General features: G+C 62.7%; 16 protein-coding genes. 9 read left to right on the forward strand and 7 right to left on the reverse strand.

The window, feature by feature from the left end; translation table 11 throughout:
* Positions 1 to 19: 19 nt before the first annotated feature.
* The 4 genes from ASB58_RS17925 (at position 20) to trmB (ending at position 2,319) form a co-directional block, all read left to right on the forward strand.
* The gene (locus tag ASB58_RS17925; protein WP_118131828.1) at positions 20 to 394 is read left to right on the forward strand and encodes a DUF423 domain-containing protein; all 375 of its coding nucleotides are present in this window, start codon (positions 20 to 22) and stop codon (positions 392 to 394) included.
* Positions 395 to 505: 111 nt separating this feature from the next.
* Positions 506 to 706: a sulfur carrier protein ThiS gene (gene thiS, locus ASB58_RS17930; protein WP_096006373.1), complete on the forward strand. Its 201-nt coding sequence runs from the start codon at positions 506 to 508 to the stop codon at positions 704 to 706.
* Between the two features lie 23 nt (positions 707 to 729).
* The gene (locus tag ASB58_RS17935) at positions 730 to 1,521 is read left to right on the forward strand and encodes a thiazole synthase (RefSeq protein ID WP_181977967.1); all 792 of its coding nucleotides are present in this window, start codon (positions 730 to 732) and stop codon (positions 1,519 to 1,521) included.
* 150 nt (positions 1,522 to 1,671) lie between these two features.
* Positions 1,672 to 2,319, forward strand: coding sequence for a tRNA (guanosine(46)-N7)-methyltransferase TrmB (gene trmB, locus ASB58_RS17940; protein ID WP_245841533.1), 648 nt, complete (start codon positions 1,672 to 1,674; stop codon positions 2,317 to 2,319).
* A gap of 298 nt (positions 2,320 to 2,617) precedes the next feature.
* Here trmB and ASB58_RS17945 read toward each other — a convergent pair whose 3' ends face one another.
* On the reverse strand, positions 2,618 to 3,925 hold the full coding sequence (locus ASB58_RS17945; RefSeq protein ID WP_118131830.1) for a substrate-binding domain-containing protein: 1,308 nt from the start codon (positions 3,923 to 3,925) through the stop codon (positions 2,618 to 2,620).
* 193 nt (positions 3,926 to 4,118) lie between these two features.
* Here ASB58_RS17945 and ASB58_RS17950 point away from each other — a divergent pair, with 193 nt between their 5' ends.
* Positions 4,119 to 5,336, forward strand: coding sequence for a GGDEF domain-containing protein (locus ASB58_RS17950; protein WP_118131832.1), 1,218 nt, complete (start codon positions 4,119 to 4,121; stop codon positions 5,334 to 5,336).
* A gap of 36 nt (positions 5,337 to 5,372) precedes the next feature.
* Here the strand turns inward: ASB58_RS17950 and ASB58_RS17955 are convergent, their stop codons facing one another.
* Positions 5,373 to 6,398: a PNPOx family protein gene (locus ASB58_RS17955; protein ID WP_118131834.1), complete on the reverse strand. Its 1,026-nt coding sequence runs from the start codon at positions 6,396 to 6,398 to the stop codon at positions 5,373 to 5,375.
* Between the two features lie 164 nt (positions 6,399 to 6,562).
* Between ASB58_RS17955 and ASB58_RS17960 the strand changes: the two genes are divergently transcribed.
* Together ASB58_RS17960 and ASB58_RS17965 are read left to right on the forward strand one after the other, a co-directional pair.
* On the forward strand, positions 6,563 to 7,600 hold the full coding sequence (locus tag ASB58_RS17960) for an AraC family transcriptional regulator (RefSeq protein WP_118131836.1): 1,038 nt from the start codon (positions 6,563 to 6,565) through the stop codon (positions 7,598 to 7,600).
* Between the two features lie 77 nt (positions 7,601 to 7,677).
* Complete coding sequence (locus tag ASB58_RS17965; protein WP_118131837.1) at positions 7,678 to 7,983, forward strand: helix-turn-helix domain-containing protein; 306 nt, start codon at positions 7,678 to 7,680, stop codon at positions 7,981 to 7,983.
* A gap of 310 nt (positions 7,984 to 8,293) precedes the next feature.
* Here ASB58_RS17965 and ASB58_RS17970 read toward each other — a convergent pair whose 3' ends face one another.
* Positions 8,294 to 10,162, reverse strand: a complete 1,869-nt coding sequence (locus ASB58_RS17970; RefSeq protein WP_181977968.1) for a sensor domain-containing diguanylate cyclase — start codon at positions 10,160 to 10,162, stop codon at positions 8,294 to 8,296.
* Between the two features lie 218 nt (positions 10,163 to 10,380).
* Here ASB58_RS17970 and ASB58_RS17975 point away from each other — a divergent pair, with 218 nt between their 5' ends.
* Together ASB58_RS17975 and gloA are read left to right on the forward strand one after the other, a co-directional pair.
* Positions 10,381 to 11,241 carry a crotonase/enoyl-CoA hydratase family protein gene (locus tag ASB58_RS17975; protein ID WP_118131841.1) on the forward strand — a complete coding sequence of 287 codons (861 nt, stop codon included), beginning with the start codon at positions 10,381 to 10,383 and terminating at the stop codon, positions 11,239 to 11,241.
* A 256-nt stretch (positions 11,242 to 11,497) separates the two neighbouring features.
* The gene (gloA, locus tag ASB58_RS17985; protein ID WP_118131844.1) at positions 11,498 to 12,028 is read left to right on the forward strand and encodes a lactoylglutathione lyase; all 531 of its coding nucleotides are present in this window, start codon (positions 11,498 to 11,500) and stop codon (positions 12,026 to 12,028) included.
* 188 nt (positions 12,029 to 12,216) lie between these two features.
* On the opposite strand, the gene ASB58_RS17990 is transcribed toward gloA, so the two are convergent.
* The 4 genes from ASB58_RS17990 to hemW all read right to left on the reverse strand — a co-directional run bounded on the left by ASB58_RS17990 (position 12,217) and on the right by hemW (position 15,826).
* A complete protein-coding gene (locus tag ASB58_RS17990) occupies positions 12,217 to 12,765 on the reverse strand; it encodes a DUF922 domain-containing protein (RefSeq protein WP_065335807.1) in 549 nt (182 codons plus the stop codon).
* Positions 12,765 to 13,202, reverse strand: coding sequence for an acyl-CoA thioesterase (locus tag ASB58_RS17995; protein ID WP_118131845.1), 438 nt, complete (start codon positions 13,200 to 13,202; stop codon positions 12,765 to 12,767). The genes ASB58_RS17990 and ASB58_RS17995 overlap by 1 nt, the downstream gene beginning before the upstream one ends.
* A gap of 18 nt (positions 13,203 to 13,220) precedes the next feature.
* Positions 13,221 to 14,384 carry an iron-containing alcohol dehydrogenase gene (locus ASB58_RS18000; protein ID WP_118131848.1) on the reverse strand — a complete coding sequence of 388 codons (1,164 nt, stop codon included), beginning with the start codon at positions 14,382 to 14,384 and terminating at the stop codon, positions 13,221 to 13,223.
* A gap of 263 nt (positions 14,385 to 14,647) precedes the next feature.
* Positions 14,648 to 15,826, reverse strand: coding sequence for a radical SAM family heme chaperone HemW (hemW, locus tag ASB58_RS18005; protein WP_118131876.1), 1,179 nt, complete (start codon positions 15,824 to 15,826; stop codon positions 14,648 to 14,650).
* Positions 15,827 to 15,847: the final 21 nt, after the last annotated feature.

Consider the following 15,847-nt stretch of genomic DNA (forward strand, 5'->3'; position numbering starts at 1 on the left):
TAAACCGAGGGAGTAAAGCATGGCCAAGTGGCTGTTGATGTTGGCATCACTGAGTGGGCTCACCGGTGTGGCGCTGGGGGCGTTTGCCGCCCACGGGCTGCGCGGCAAGCTGCCGGAAAACCTGCTCAATGCCTTTCAGACCGGGGTGAGCTACCAGCTGTGGCACACCATGGCGTTGATAGGTGTCGCGCTGCTGTTGCTGCGCAGCCCGGAGAGCACGCTGCTGAAGGTGACCGGCGTGCTGTTCGCCGTGGGTATCCTGCTGTTTTCCGGCAGCCTGTACGTGCTGGCTCTCAGCGGCCTGGGCAAGTTGGGCATGATCACCCCGCTGGGCGGCGTGCTGTGGTTGATTGCCTGGCTGTGTCTGGGCCTCGCCGTCTGGCGCACGGTCTGAACTGGCGTGGCCAGCGGGCGGCAAAGGGCGTTATCATAGCGCCCTTGTCGCCGGTCAATAATGGCCGCGCCACGCTGCCTTATCATCTCCATCCGTTGTTACCGAGCGCCCATGCAGATTCTCTTGAACGGTGAGCCCCACCACCTGGACCAGCCCTTGACTCTCAGCGAGCTGATCGCGCAGCTGGGCCTGACCGGCAAGCGCCTGGCGGTCGAGTTGAACCTTGAGATCGTGCCGCGCAGCCAGCATGCCGACACTCGCCTGGGCGAGGGTGATCGGGTGGAAATCGTGCATGCCATCGGTGGCGGCTAACCCAATCCTCGTTGGAGACCCTGATGACTGATATGACCCAGGATGCGCTGGAAATCGCCGGCGTTCGCTATCGTTCCCGTCTGCTGGTCGGCACCGGCAAGTACCAGGACCTGGACGAGACCGGCCGCGCGATCGAAGCCTCGGGTGCCGAGATTGTCACCGTTGCCATTCGCCGCACCAACATCGGCCAGAACCCGGACGAGCCCAACCTGCTGGACGTGGTGTCGCCGGATCGCTATACCATTTTGCCGAACACCGCCGGTTGCTACACCGCCGATGAAGCGGTGCGTACCTGCCGCCTGGCCCGCGAGCTGCTGGATGGCCACAAGCTGGTCAAGCTGGAAGTGCTGGCCGACCAGAAGACCCTGTTCCCCAACGTGGTAGAAACCCTCAAGGCGGCCGAAGTGCTGATCAAGGACGGCTTTGACGTCATGGTCTACACCAGCGATGACCCGATCATCGCCCGCGAGCTGGCCGCCATGGGCTGCGTCGCGGTGATGCCGCTGGCCGGTCTGATCGGCTCCGGCATGGGCATCTGCAACCCCTGGAACCTGCGCATCATTCTGGAAGAAGCCACCGTGCCGGTGCTGGTGGATGCCGGTGTCGGCACCGCCTCTGACGCCACCATCGCCATGGAACTGGGCTGCGCCGGTGTGCTGATGAACAGTGCCATCGCCCACGCCGACCAGCCGGTGCTGATGGCCCAGGCCATGCACCATGCCGTCGTGGCTGGCCGCGCTGCCTATCTGGCCGGCCGCATGCCGCGCAAACTCTACGCTTCGGCGTCCTCGCCGCTGGACGGCACCCTGCGCTGAGCAGGCTATTCTTCTGTCAGGCGCTCTTCGGGGCGCCGTTTTATCCGACTCACGACCGAGCACCTCATGTCCGATACGCCCGAACTGCCCGACAGCGCAGAGACCCCCAACACCGATAACCCGCCACGCCGCGCCATTCGCAGCTTCGTCATGCGCGCTGGCCGTATGACTGAAGGCCAGCAGAAGGGCATTGATCAGGGCTGGCCGCGCTTTGGTCTGACGCTGGATCAGGGCATGCTCGACCTGGATGCCCTGTTTGGTCGCAGCGCACCGCGCACGCTGGAGATCGGCTTTGGTATGGGCCACTCGTTGCTGCAGATGGCCGCCGCTGCGCCCGAGCAGGATTTTATCGGCATTGAAGTACACCGTCCGGGTGTTGGCGCGTTGCTCAACGGCTTGCTGACAGAAGGGCTGAACAACGTACGGGTATTCGACTGCGATGCGATTGAAGTGCTCAACCGCTGCATCCCGGATGGCAGTCTGGACCGCTTGCTGCTGTTCTTCCCGGACCCGTGGCACAAGAAGAAGCACCACAAGCGTCGCATCGTGCAGCCGGCCTTTGCCGAGCAGGTGCGCCGCAAGCTGAAGGTCGGTGGTGTGTTTCATATGGCTACCGACTGGGAGCACTACGCCGAGCACATGCTGGAGGTCATGAACGTCGCCCCCGGTTATCGCAATCAGGCGGGTGAGGCCGGTTATGTACCGCGCCCCGAAGAGCGCCCGATCACCAAGTTCGAGCGCCGTGGCGAGCGCTTGGGCCACGGCGTGTGGGACTTGAAGTTCGAACGAGTCGACTGATCAGGCGGTTGTGCGCGCCGTTCGCCTGACTGGATCCCCGCCTGCGCGGGGATGACGAGGAGTAGGTGGGCGCGTTGTTGTAACGGCGGCCCTCTGAACTGTCCTTGAGGGCCGAGCGCTTGCTCGGCCTTGGCGTTGCATGAAGGTACGCTGGTCGAGCGGGCTCGACCTCCCCGGTAGGCGCTATATGCAGGTATTTTGGCGCTTCGGCACCAGGCCGATCTTTGGCGCCTATAACAGCCACTCCACCCAGCCGTCATTCCCGCGCAGGCGGGAATCCAGCCACACGGGGCAGGCCCTAGCGCCGCACCCACACCTCAACCCGTCCATTGCGCCGCGCGCCGCTTTCCCCGCCGGCCGAGCCTACGGGTTTGTAGTGCCCGTAACCGATATGGCCCTGTACCGGTGAGCCCATGTCGCGCAGTGCCTTGGCGGCGGACAGCGCGCGCAGCTCGGAGATCATCTGGGCACGCAGCTCATGGCTCTGCTGGTCGGCAAAGCCGATCAGCATGATGTCGCGGCTGCTTTTGCCGCTCTGTGTGAGGTATTGCTGAATGCGCAGCAGGTCGCGCTTGGCCTTGTTGTCGAGGTCGGTGTGGCCCTCGTCAAAACGAATGTTGACCGACAGCCGCTGATAGTTGGCGGTCAGGCGTTTGAGGCTGTCCGGCACACTGTCGTCCATCACCGGGTCCACGGCGAAGGGCGTCTGCGAGAAGAAACCGGACTCAGCCACCAGCGCCTGACCGGCGTCGCTCTGGGCGAAGGCAACAAACTCCTGCGCCAGCGGCTCGCCGCCGGTGCCGGGGGTGTACAGGTAGAGGCGGCGCGACAACGGGTAGTCCTCAGTGGCCACGGTCAGCTTGCTGGGCTTGAGCGCCGGAGCCTCGCCGTCGGCAATCGCCAGCAGCTTGGCATTGCGGACCGAGGCAAAGCCGGCAAAGCCGATGCCGCCGGGGTTGGCGGTCACGTCGTCAGACAACTGGTCATTGGACTCATAGCGTCGTGCGCTCTCGGTCAGGCTGTAACGCCCGGCCAGCACCAGCTCCTTGAAGGTGTCCCAGGTGCCGGATTGCTCATCACGGGCGTAGACCTGAATCGCCCGGTCCGGCCCGCCAACCTCCGACCAGTTACTGATCTCGCCGGCAAAGATACGCGCCAGGGTATCGATGTTCAGCTGGTTTACCGGGTTGGAGGGGTGGGCCAGAATCGCCAGGCCGTCGATGGCGATGATGTGCTCGCTGTCGCCGCTCAACAGGTCTGCCCGGCTGGCCATAGCTTGGGCCTCGCTGCCCTTGACTCGGCGCGATGCTGCCCAGACGTCGGCCTGTCCGGCGGCCAGGGCGCTGTAGCCGGTGCTGGAGCCATGGGCTGCCACCAGCACCGTCAGCGGTTGGCCGTTGCGCTGGGTACTGAGGATCGTCTCGTTGGCGGTGCCGGTGCCCTCGCTGGTCACCGGTTGGCCGCTCAGCTGTTGCAGAAACTGGGTCATCAGCATCGGCGCCAGGGTCGCACCGATGGTGTTGGAGCCGTGCACTTCCAGTGCGTGGGCGCTGACCAGGCTGGGCAGCAGGGCAAGGGAGAGCCACAGATGGCGAAGGGAATGCATGATGGACCTCATTCATCGGACAGCAGGTGTGCGGGCTGTCAGAGTGCGACAGTGAGATGACATGCAGGTTACAGAGGGGTGACGCTTGGGCGTTACGCGCGCTCTGGCTAGCGGGTCACACGGCTGTACTCGGCGCGTGGCCAAAGCTGCGGCAAGGGTTCCCGGCAAGACGGTTGATGCTGCGGAGCGTGCTATGAACCATAATGCGGAGGAACCAGACGACGAAGCGCAATGTATGGATGTAACCCCGCTTTACGACCCCCGCACCCTGATCATGTTGGCCACGCTGTTGATAGGGGTCATGGGCATGGTGTTGCTGCTCATGGAGCGGGCCAGCACGCTCGGTATCCCCGGTGTACGCGACTGGGCTATCGGCTCGATGCTGGCGGCCCTGGCCGGCGTGCTGATTATCTTGCGTGGTGTGGCCCCTGAATGGCTGAGCTTTACCGTGCAGAATACGGCAGCCATGCTGGCGTATACCTTCTACTGGGTTGGCAGTGCGAAGCACTTTGCTCAGCAACCCCGGCTTCACGCCTGGGTTGTACTGTTTGCTCTGGCCTGGATCGGCCAGACCTACTTTACCCATGTCGTCGACAGCCTGCGTGGCCGTTATCTGAGCCTGACGGGCTACGTCTTTGCCGCCAGCCTGATGCACGCTGCGGTATTTGTCCGGCAGATCTTGCGGAACCGCGCTAGCCACCGGCGTCGTTCGTTGGGGCTCTATTTCACCGCTTTCTGGATCGGCTTCTCGTGCCTGGTGTTTGGCGCCCGCTGGACCCATGCGCTGCTTCTGCCTCAGCACGGGCAAGGCATGCTGGAGGTGTCCTGGTTGCAGGCGCTGTACCTCGGCACCTTCACCTTTGGCCTGGTGATCGTCAACATCGGCTTTCTGCTGCTGGTGTCCGAGCGCATCCGCAGCAACTTTGAACAGCTGGCCATGACCGACACGCTGACCGGCGTACGCAGCCGCCGGGCGGTGGTAGACGCCGCCAGCGATCTGTTCAAGCGCAGCCGGCGCAGCGGTGAACCCTTCTCGGTGTTGTCACTCGACCTGGACCACTTCAAGGCCATCAACGACCAGCATGGTCATCAGATAGGAGACCACGTGCTGCAGGCCTTCTGTCGCCGTATGGAAGACACCTTGCGCCAGTCCGACGTGTTCGGCCGGCAGGGTGGCGAGGAGTTTATCCTGCTGCTGCCGGCCACCACGATGGCCCAGGCCAGCGAACTGGCTGAGCGCCTGCTGTTGGCCGCCGTGACCAGCGAGCCTGGGCTGCCCGGCGTGACGGTCAGCATTGGCCTGACCGACTGGCGCCGCGACGACACCTCGATTGATGACCTCTTCAACCGCGCCGACCGCGCCCTCTACGCCGCCAAGGCGGCGGGTCGCAACAACGCCCAGTATTGCTAGTGGCTCAAAGCGCATGCGCAATTAATCGGTGCGTCCCTAGTACAGGTGCTTGAGATCGTGCTTGACCACCGCATCCACCACCAGCGTGGTCGCCTTGCCGAGCAGGCCGCGGCCGTTCATGTGCTCGGACAGCATTTTTGAAAACGCCGGTATCGCGTCTTCTGGCAGGTAGGTCGCCGAGTCCCACAACCCCGCGCTGGTCAGCTCCGGGCAATGCTGAAAGCGATAGCGCTCGACCTCCAGCACGCTAGCCACCTTCGGCGCCTTGTTGTTCACCGCCAGTGGTTTGAGCACCTCCGGGTCGCTGGTGAGCCAGGCGCGGCCAGCGACAGACAGCACCGTGCTGCTGCCGGGATGGACCAGCGACAGCCGCAGTGCACCGTCCTCAATGATATTGGTCAGCGTGCACGCTACCTTGTTGCCCGGACGCTCGGGGATTAGCAGGGTGCTGGGGCCAAGAGGCTGCACAAAGCCCTCAGGGTCACCGCGTGGGGACAGCTCGGTATGCTCGCCCTGCCGGGTCAGCATCAACAGATACGGCGCCTGTGCGACAAAGGCCAGTGCGCGTGCGCTCAGGGCGTCGCCTTCCTCCGCGACGAAGGGCTGGCCAGGCTCGCGGGCCTGCCAGAAATCCGCCCGCACCTTGGCGCGTGAACAATGAAGGAACAGCGCCTCAGCCCGAAACGCCAGCACCTGGCCGCTCGCATCCGCTTGCAGGACGCAGCGGCCATTGGCGCGCAGGCTGAAGCCTACGCCGGGCATAACGAAATACAGGCTGCAGGCCAGCCCCTCTGGCTGCAGCTGCGGAGCAGGTTTGGACGCAGGCCAGCGCAGCAAAATGTCTTGCCCCTCGGCCTGCAGTACCGGGTGGTTGCGCAGGTCCAGATAGGTCACATCCAGCGCGTCATCAATAAAGCCAACTGCACAGAGCGAGGCCTGGTGGATGATGGTCAGGCAGTAGTCGTCGAGTGCGCGCTGCAGGCGCTTGTGCATCATTGCCGGCGGTGAAGGAATCAGCGCACGCAGCGCCTCCAGGGAGTGGATATGGTGCTCGTTGTGCATGGTGCGGCCTCTGGCTGTGGATAAGCTGATGCTAGGGCGCAGGCTCGCTGGCGACCATTGCAGCGGCGATCAATAAGTCTGGCTTTTGGTTGCACACTAGTGCTGGTGCGACAGTGGATGGACCGTTAGAGTCGGGGCTGCAACCCACGCAGGAGCGAGGCAAGATGGGCAAGCACACCAGCGTATCGGCCGTGGCGGTACTCGATCTGCACGATCTGCTGCTGGCGTTGAATGTGGTCAGTGCGCAGCAACTGCACGCCGCGGGCATCTACCGTGAAACGCTGCTTGATCAGCGCGCCAACGCCGCGCCGTTGCAGGAGCAGCGGGTCAGCGAGACCCTGCTGCTGATGCTTTGGCAGCTGGCCGAGCGCCACAGCACACAGCCCGAGCTTGGTCTGATCATCGGTCAGCAGTACAACCCGGCCGCTCACGGCGTGCTCGCCAGCTGGTTGCGGCACTGCCGCCGCGTCGGCGAAGCGCTCGCGGTATTCCAGCGCAATATCGCGCTGATGAACCCCTCGGAACGCTGGACGCTGAGCGAAGGCCAACGCGCGCTGACGCTGACAGTCGACTTCGCCGCCGACCGCGCCTACCCCCAGATCGCGGCAGAACGCAGCCTCAGCGCTCTGCTGTGCTGGTCAGCTGAAATGACCGGCACCACCGTGACGCCGCTCAGCTGCGAACTGATGCGCCCGCGTCCGCAGCAGATGGAACTCTTCGAGCAACTGTTCGGGCGCAACCTGCGTTTCAACGCCGACCGCAATCGCCTGCAGCTGCCGCGCGCCTTTCTGGATACCCCAATCACCGGCGCCAATGACTATCTGCGACAGATGCTTCAGGCCCGCGCGCAGGAGGCCTTGAAGCAGGTCGAACAGGGCTGCAGCCTGAGCCGCACCGTCAGCCGGTTGATTCGTCAGAGCCTGCCCAACAAACTCAGCCTCGACCACATCTGCGCCCAACTGCACCTGAGCCGCCAGACCCTCTACCGTCACCTTAAACAGGAAGGCACCAGCTACACCGAACTGGTCAACCAGATACGTAGGGAGCTAGCCCAGACTCTGATAGAGCAGGGCCTGACCATGGAGCGGGTAAGCGAGCAGCTGGGGTTTAAGGATGCGAGTACGTTTTATCGGGCGTGCAGGCGGTGGTACGGCGCGGTACCCAATTCGCGCATAGCAAAGCCTGAATCCTCACGATCATGAGGTTTTTGCTATCTTGCATGAATCACGACGACAATCCTCACAAACGTCAGGATTGTCAGTGATCATTGAGGTTGACGATGAAATTCCACATCAGCTCCCCGGAGCAAATAGGGCCGCTCGTCAGAGCCAGCCGCAAAGCCATGCAGCTGCGTCAGGACGCCGCCGGCAGCATCGGCGTGTCGGAAAACTTCCTCGGCGAGGTCGAGCGCGGCAGTGACTCCGTGCAATGGGGCAAGCTGTTTCAGGTCATTCAGGAGTTGGGGTTGTTCCTCTCGGTCGAGGTGCCGGAGCCCTTTGCTGAACAGATTCAGGCCAGGCTGAAGGCGGCACAGAGCAAAGGCGCCGGTTTTTCTTCGCCCGCCGACGGAGGTTGCCGTAGATAAGCAGACACCTGCTGATCCAGGCCGCTGATGCCATCAGCGCCGCTGGACGAGGTGCTGGCGGAAAATACTCAGTAGGGAGAGGCCAGACCTGAATTGAGGGCCTCCTTTGCCTGAGAGATACGTCTGCTGCGGAGTATCAATGCCATTTTTATTCATGACATGGTTGCGTAGGTGAGACCCTTATCGCTCAGCGCCTGACCATGGCGCGGGTGAGTGAGCAGCAGGGGTTTAAGGATGCGCGCTCTTGTTATCGGGCGTCCAGGTGGTGGTTGGATGTATCTCCGGGGAACGTGCGGTGGCCTTTGGTGGTTCAGTCCGACAGCACGCAACGATTGCGACCGGTTTCCTTGGCACGATACAACGCTTGGTCAGCGCGCTTGAGCAGGGTGTGCTCGGTATCGGTCGCCATGAACTGGGCGATACCGATACTTGCGGTAACCGGGATATTCTGGCCGTCATGCTCAAACGCCGTTAAGGCAATACTCAGGCGCATGCGTTCAGCCAGGGCAAGAGCCCCTTCGATCGAGCACTCGGGCAGGAACGCCACAAACTCCTCACCGCCGTAGCGGCAAATTTGGTCGGTAGTACGCACCGCAGCACAGGCGCGCTGAACGAACTCGCGTAGCACAGCGTCGCCCGCGTCATGGCCGTAGTTATCGTTGATGCGCTTGAAATGGTCGAGATCAATCAACAACACGGACATGGCGGCGGCGCCACGTCTAACGCGTGCCGCTTCCTTGGATAGCAGGTCGAAGAGATAGCGCCTGTTGAATGCGCCGGTCAGCGGATCGGTGTTGGCTTGCCTGGCCAACTGCTTGTTGGCTGTGAGCAACTCTTGGGTGCGTACTGCGACCTTGCGTTCCAATTGGGCATTGGCCTGCTCCAATTCATTGAGCAATCGTCGGCGCTCGACAAAGGCTTGCACCATGCCCTCAACCCAGGGACGCCATACCAACGGCACCTCCGGTGTCGGTGGAGCCACCTCGTCGGTGGTATGAGCGACGTAGTCCGCTACGCGCATTGTCGGATGTACTAATACCCGCCAGAGGACGAAGTTTGCCAAGGCAACCCCGATCACCAGCACCAGCGCGAGCTGTAATTGCGGCATGAACGCCGCGAGCACCCGGGTTGTGACAACCTCGCGTGGCAGCAGGAACAGCACAAGCCACTCTGGGCTATCCAGCTTGTCCAACAGCAGCCAGTGATTGTCTTGGTGCGTGCCATCGAGCGCCTTGAGGCTGTCGCCCTGGCCCGGCATATCGGGTAGAACCGAGCTTAGCTGGGGTACTGCTGACCTCCCCGTGTGCAGGTTGCTGCGATCGGCAAGTACCTGCCCGTATTGGTTGGCGATAATTAGCCTGCCTGACTCATCAGGGAATGAGTCGAGCTCGCCCTGCAGAAAGCTTAGAAGTACATCGACCGCGACCACCCCGACAAAATGTTCGTCCCAGTACACCGGCTGCCCAAGAGAGACCATCAAGCCTGCTCCGGCCTGATCGACGTAGGCCGGAGTCCAGAATCTCTCGCGTTGCGGGTTCTGCGCTGGCAACGCCATTCTTGCAACATCGTAGTACTGCCAGGAGCTGTGTAGAAAATCGCGAACACCGTTGTGCTCGCCGAGCAAGACCTGACTTGGCGTCCAAGGAGAGATGGCGAGCATGTCCTCGCCTGCGGTATAGAAATAGGTCCAGCGCAGAAAGGGTGAGGTTGCCTGACCTGTGCCGAGCCGATCAAGCAGCGAAAGCGCCAGGTCAAGGTGAGAAGCGCCATTGGCTGTGCCTGTAGCCTGGATCGAGCTTAGTCCAAGTATCTGTCCAAGGCGGTCTTGTGCTGGTAGTGCGCTGAGTGCGTCAAGAGTAAATTCTCCGTCGTCAGATGACTGCATGGCCTGTTGCACTGCGCGGCGTAAGCCGGAGCTTCCAGCGTAGGGAACCTGGTGAGCAAAGCCGTTGGACCAGACTGCCAGCTGTGCTACCGCGTCATCTGCGGCTCTGAGATTGGTACGCAAGTGCAGCGCCATTTCGTGCACGCGCTGCTTGGCGAGTGAGATTTCGACGGACTCCTGCTTCTTCCAGCCGATCCAAACGGTCAGCGCCACGACCAGCAGAAAGGTGGCCGAGCCGAGCAGCATCAAAACCAGATAGTATCGAGACAGGTTGTGTACTGGCGATTTTGCCAAAGCGCAGACCATCCGTTTTCAAGTGTCAGGGTGGTTGATTCAGAATAGTTCAGGAAATGTCCTTTGCGCATGGCTTCTGAGCGTTTGAACGTTGGTTGGTATTTGCGACTTTCAATCCACCCCACCAATACCCTCACATACGCCTCGGTAACTCAACTGGTTACCGTGACTGGCGGGTTCTACACTGGGCGACATTTGACCAAACAGGAAAAGCTCCCATGACTTACGAGACCCTCGATTACCAGGTGGAGGACGGTGTCCTTACGCTGACGCTGAACCGTCCTGACCGCATGAATGCCTTTAACGGCCTGATGCGTCGTGAGCTGATTGCGGCCTTTGATGCAGCCGATGCCGATGATGCGGTGCGTGTGGTGATCATGACCGGTGCCGGTCGTGCCTTCTGCGCCGGTGCGGATCTGGAGAAGGGCGGTGATACCTTCAACCGTCACAAGCGTCAGGATCAGCCCGAGGGTGATGACCTGCGTGATGGCGGCGGTACTGTCTCGCTGCGTATCTACGAGTGCACCAAGCCGGTCATCGTTGCCTTTAACGGCGCGGCTGTCGGTGTGGGCGTGACCATGAGCCTGCCTGCTGACATTCGCATGGCCTCGACCAATGCCAAGTTCGGTTTCGTGTTTGCCCGCCGTGGTATCACCATGGAAGCCTGCTCCAGCTGGTTCCTGCCGCGCCTCGTTGGCCCGATGCAGGCGGCTGAGTGGGTTTATACCGGCCGTGTCTTCAGCGCCGAAGAAGCGCTCAAGGGTGGTCTGCTGCGCAGCGTGCACGAGCCGGACGAGCTGCTGCCGGCGGCGCGTGAGCTGGCCCGTGAGATTGCCGACAACACTTCTGCCATGTCCGCCGCGCTGAACCGTCAGCTGTTGTGGCGCATGATGGCGGCGGATCACCCGATGGAAGCGCATATCATCGACTCGCGCGCGATTGCCTTTATGGGTGAGTCCGAAGATGCGAAAGAGGGCGTCAGCTCCTTCCTGGAGAAGCGTGCGCCGCAGTTCAAGTTGCGTCCCAGCCAGGACAAACCGCCGTTTTATCCCTGGTGGGAAGAGCGCAAGTTCCGCTGACAGATCGCTGAGAAACTACCTGCGTTGGCATTACTGCGTTAAAAGCCGCCGGAAAATGCTCATTTACTGCTTGTAAACTGCGCTTTTCCGGCGACTTTTGCCTTGTACTGCCTGCCTCGGCAACGTTTCTCAACGATCCGCTGTTCGAGCGTGAGAGTTGGCGCGCTGCTGACTGAATCCGACGCCCGCGCACGTTCTGTGTGCGGGCGTTTCAGTGTTAGGCTTTGGCTTTTTCTACCCAATGGGAGCTGTTGCCATGAGTCGTCACTTTGAATCCGCCCCGGGCCTGTGCGAAAACCGCGATCCGGCTACCGAGGGGTTTGTCTTCAACCAGACCATGCTGCGCATCAAGGACCCGAAGGCGACGCTGGATTTCTATACCCGCGTGATGGGCATGACGCTGGTGAAGAAGCTGGATTTTCCGGCGGGCAAGTTCAGCCTGTATTTTCTGGCCGCCGTCGACAGTAACGCGCTGGACACCTGGTCAGATGATCCGGTCGAGCGCACCCACCAGACCTTCGGCCGTCCGGCCATGCTGGAGCTGACCCACAACTGGGGCACTGAAGACGATCCGGAGTTCAGCTATCACAACGGTAACGAAGAGCCGCGCGGGTTTGGCCATATCGGTTTTGCGGTGCCGGATCTGGAGGCGGCCTGCGCGCGTTTCGAGGAGCTGGGTGTGTCCTTCGTCAAGCGTCCGCAGGACGGCAAGATGCACAACATCGCCTTTATCCGTGATCCGGACGGGTACTGGATCGAAATTTTTGCGCCGGGTGGCATGGCGTAATAGAGCGGTTCACGCCTGACGCTGATCGAGCGGGAGCTCGACCTGTCCGGCTTCTGGACCCTGTTGTAGGGGGGCAAGCGCGCAGCGTTGCCCACCAATCGGCGGTACGACCCGCTGTGCCGAGCGAGGGCGGCCGGTGGAGAAGCCGTTGGCGTTCTCCACCCTACAGGCGGTGCAGTGCTGCTTTTTTACGGGAAGTGCGCGCCGTCCAGCGTGCCCTGCTGGGTGCGTTTGTCGTATTCGCGGTCGTCTGCTGCAAGTTGTTCCTGCAGGCGGCGGCCGGTGGCGTTGGCGCTGGCCTGCAACTGATCGCAGGAGCTGGCCGGTGGCAGCGCCATGATCGCCCGTTCTATTTCTCTGGCGCTGTTCAGTGCCAGCTCTACGTGCCCTTCCTGATGTGCCTGCAGCGCGAGCAAGTAGGCGTCCCATTGTTGCTGCACGCTGGCCGGGCGCTGCGGGTCGGGTAGCAGGCGCGGCTGGTGCAGGGTCACACTCACCTCGGTACGTACCTCGGTGATGCGGCACTGGCCCGGCGTGGACTCCCAGTTGAAGTGCCATTCAACCCGGTTGGCGCTGTGTTGCCGGTGGCGGTTCAGGCTGGCGCGAATGGTGTCGACGGTGGCGCCGCTGACATCAAAGCTCTCCACGCGGTTCTGCAGCCGTGGCTCAGCGCTGACCGGGCCTGTCGCCAGCAGCAGTGGACCGAGCAATAACGGCAATAGCCACCGGCGGTGCATCAGATCGGGTCCATCAGCCGCTCAAGGGCGGCGCGGCAGCGGTTGGGGATGGGGAAGGCGGTGTTGCTGGTGCGGTCGACAAATACATGGACGAAACGGCCCGCCGCGCAGGCCTCGTCACGGCCCTGCTTGAACACCGCGAGTTCGTAATGCACCGAGCTGCTGCCCAGGCGCGCCACCTTGACGCCGATTTCGATGGCGTCAGGGAAGGCGATGGGCGCGAAATAGTCGCAGTTGGAGCTGACCACAAAGGCGACCTGGTCGCCCTCGTGGATGTCCAGCCCGCCTTCGGCGATCAGCCAGCTGTTCACCGCGCTGTCGAAGTAGCTGTAGTAGGTCACGTTGTTGACGTGGCCGTAGATGTCGTTGTCGTGCCAGCGGGTGGTGATGGCGTGCAGGTAGTGGTAATCGCTGCGGGTGGGCTTGCTTGTACTCATGATTGCTCCGCTTGCGGCTCAGTAGGCCAGGTTGTAGATGGCGAGCGCGTCCGCTTCGGTGACCTCGCGCGGGTTGTTGACCAGCAGACGCTGCTGCAGCATGGCGTCCTTGGCCAGCATCTCCAGCTTGTCCTTAGGCACACCGGCATCGCGCAGACGGCTCGGCAGACCGCAGCGTGGGCTGAGCTCGCTCAGGGCGCGCACCAGTTGTTCGGTCAGGCTGTCGGCGTCACCGGGTACCAGGCCATGGCCGACGATCAGCGGGGCCAGCTCGGCGTACAGCGGCGCGGCGGCCGGCGCGTTGAATTCGATAACGGTTGGCAGCACCAGTGCGTTCGACAGGCCGTGCGGAATATGGAAGTGACCACCCAGCGGGTAGGCCAGTGCGTGGACCGCAGCGACCGGGGCATTGGCGAAGGCCTGGCCGGCGAGCAGCGCGCCGAGCAGCATGGCCTGGCGCGCTTCGCGATTCTGACCGTCCTGCACCACCGCATCCAGGTTGCCGGCCAGCAGGCGCAGGGCCTCACGGGCGAGCATGTCGGACAGCGGGTTCTTCTTCAGTTTGCTGGTGTAGGCCTCAATGGCGTGCACCATGGCGTCGATGCCGGTAGCGGCGGTGACGTGGGCGGGCAGACCCAGGGTCAGGTCGGCATCCAGCAGGGCCAGATCGGGCAGCAGGATGGGGGAGACGACGCCCATCTTGGTGGTGGCGCCGGTGGTAATGATGGCGATCTGGGTGACTTCCGAGCCGGTACCGGCGGTGGTCGGCACCTGAATCAGCGGCAGGCGCTGGCCGCGGGCATTGCCGACGCCGTAGATGTCCTGCAGGGTCTGCGTGCAGTTTGGGTGCGCCAGCAGGGCGACCAGCTTGGCCACATCCATCGAGCTGCCGCCGCCAAAGCCGATGATCAGCTCGGCCTGCATGGATTTGGCTTGCTCGACGGCTGCCAGCACCACGGACTCCGGCGGGTCTGCTTCGACCTGGTCAAACACTTCGGCGGCGACCTGCGCTTTGGCCAGGGCCGGCAGTACCCTGTCGAGCAGGCCGATCCTGGTGATGCCCGGGTCGGTGACGACCAGTACGCGGTGGGCATCACGCAGCTTGCACAGATCGCCAAGCTGGGCGGCCGAGCCGGATTCGCAGAGGATTTGCGCGGTGGTGGCAAAGCTGAAGGGATTCATCGGGCCTCCGGGTTGGGTGTGGTTCGATCTGCTGCGCGCCCTGTGGGCCGCGGCTGTTGTTGTGCGGTCGTCGCCGGTTGCTCACCGGCTGGCGAGATCGAAATCAGTGTCCAGACTGAGTCAATTCTCCTGACTGAGCGGCCATGCAGCAAGGGCTATTGATGTTACCGATGGTAATTTACAGTGTGGCGGGGCGAGAGGAGCGGGCTCCGGCTCGACCATGCAAGCTGCTGCAGCTCCGTGGCCGAGTTGGAAATAGCGGCCTAGAGAAACATTTCCAGCAGGTCGTTGAGAAACAGGCGACCACGTTCGGTTGGGCGCAGTTGCTGTTGCCAGGGTTCGAGCAGGCCTTTGGCCTCGGCCTGGTTCAGGGTGTCGGCGATCCGTTCCAGTGACTGGCCGGTGCGCTCGGCGTACCAGGCGCTGGGTACGCCATCGACCAGTCGCAGGGCGTTCATCAGAAAATCGAAGGGCAGCTCGTCGGCGTCCAGCGTCTTGCTGCCAGCCAGATAGGCTTTCTCCGGGGTCAGGTAGTCCTTGGGCAGGCGGGTCTTCCAGTAGCGCTGTACGGCGCCGTTGGCGTCGGTCAGCTTGCCGTGGGCGCCGGCGCCCAGACCCAGAAAGTCGCCGTACTGCCAGTAATTCAGGTTGTGGCGGGCGCGGCGGCCGTTACGGGCATAGGCCGAAATCTCGTACTGGGCGTAGCCGCCGGCGGCCAGGCGCTGCAGCCCGGCTTCCTGAATCGACCAGAGGATGTCTTCCTCGGGCAGCGTGGGCGGGCGCGAGTAGAACACGGTGTTGGGTTCCAGCGTCAGCTGATACCAGGACAGATGCTCGGGCGCGAGCGCCATCGCCTGGTCAATGTCGGCCATGGCCTGGGCGTGGTCCTGATTCGGCAGGCCGTGCATCAGGTCGAGATTGAGGTTATCGAAGCCGGCGCGGCGCGCCATCTCGACCGCGCCGAGCGCTTCGCGGTCGTCATGGATGCGGCCCAGCGCCTTCAGGTGTTCGGGGTTGAAGCTCTGGATGCCGATCGACAGGCGGTTGATGCCGGCCAGCCGGTAGTCGCGAAATTTGGCCTGCTCGAAGGTGCCGGGGTTGGCTTCGAGGGTGATTTCGATGTCGTCTGCGAACGGCACGCGCTGATTCAGCGCCTGCAGCAAGCGATCCAGCGCGGCGGCCGAGAACAGGCTCGGCGTGCCGCCACCGAAGAAAATCGACGTCAGCGGCCGGACGGGCAGGCCGCCGAGCAAGCGCAGGTCCTGCTCCAGATCCTCGATCAGAGCGTCAACGTACTCGGTCTCGGGCAGGGCATCGTGACTGGTGTGCGAATTGAAATCGCAGTAGGGGCATTTTTTGACGCACCAGGGGATGTGGATGTAGGCCGCCAAGGGCGGCGGCTGCAAGCCATAAGACGGGGGCGTTGCCCCCTCAAGCTGCAAGCGGTCCGTGCTGGCGTTTGG

It is taken from the genome of Pseudomonas abyssi (assembly GCF_003444685.1).
Taxonomy (GTDB): domain Bacteria; phylum Pseudomonadota; class Gammaproteobacteria; order Pseudomonadales; family Pseudomonadaceae; genus Halopseudomonas; species Halopseudomonas abyssi.

Excerpts from the sequence above, each read along its gene's own strand:
- ASB58_RS17925 (WP_118131828.1), top strand. The coding sequence starts at position 20 with ATGGCCAAGTGGCTGTTGATGTTGGCATCACTGAGTGGGCTCACCGGT.
- thiS (WP_096006373.1), top strand. The coding sequence starts at position 506 with ATGCAGATTCTCTTGAACGGTGAGCCCCACCACCTGGACCAGCCCTTG.
- ASB58_RS17935 (WP_181977967.1), top strand. The coding sequence starts at position 730 with ATGACTGATATGACCCAGGATGCGCTGGAAATCGCCGGCGTTCGCTAT.
- trmB (WP_245841533.1), top strand. The coding sequence starts at position 1,672 with ATGCGCGCTGGCCGTATGACTGAAGGCCAGCAGAAGGGCATTGATCAG.
- ASB58_RS17945 (WP_118131830.1), bottom strand. The coding sequence starts at position 3,925 with ATGCATTCCCTTCGCCATCTGTGGCTCTCCCTTGCCCTGCTGCCCAGC.
- ASB58_RS17950 (WP_118131832.1), top strand. The coding sequence starts at position 4,119 with ATGAACCATAATGCGGAGGAACCAGACGACGAAGCGCAATGTATGGAT.
- ASB58_RS17955 (WP_118131834.1), bottom strand. The coding sequence starts at position 6,398 with ATGCACAACGAGCACCATATCCACTCCCTGGAGGCGCTGCGTGCGCTG.
- ASB58_RS17960 (WP_118131836.1), top strand. The coding sequence starts at position 6,563 with ATGGGCAAGCACACCAGCGTATCGGCCGTGGCGGTACTCGATCTGCAC.
- ASB58_RS17965 (WP_118131837.1), top strand. The coding sequence starts at position 7,678 with ATGAAATTCCACATCAGCTCCCCGGAGCAAATAGGGCCGCTCGTCAGA.
- ASB58_RS17975 (WP_118131841.1), top strand. The coding sequence starts at position 10,381 with ATGACTTACGAGACCCTCGATTACCAGGTGGAGGACGGTGTCCTTACG.
- gloA (WP_118131844.1), top strand. The coding sequence starts at position 11,498 with ATGAGTCGTCACTTTGAATCCGCCCCGGGCCTGTGCGAAAACCGCGAT.
- ASB58_RS17990 (WP_065335807.1), bottom strand. The coding sequence starts at position 12,765 with ATGCACCGCCGGTGGCTATTGCCGTTATTGCTCGGTCCACTGCTGCTG.
- ASB58_RS17995 (WP_118131845.1), bottom strand. The coding sequence starts at position 13,202 with ATGAGTACAAGCAAGCCCACCCGCAGCGATTACCACTACCTGCACGCC.
- ASB58_RS18000 (WP_118131848.1), bottom strand. The coding sequence starts at position 14,384 with ATGAATCCCTTCAGCTTTGCCACCACCGCGCAAATCCTCTGCGAATCC.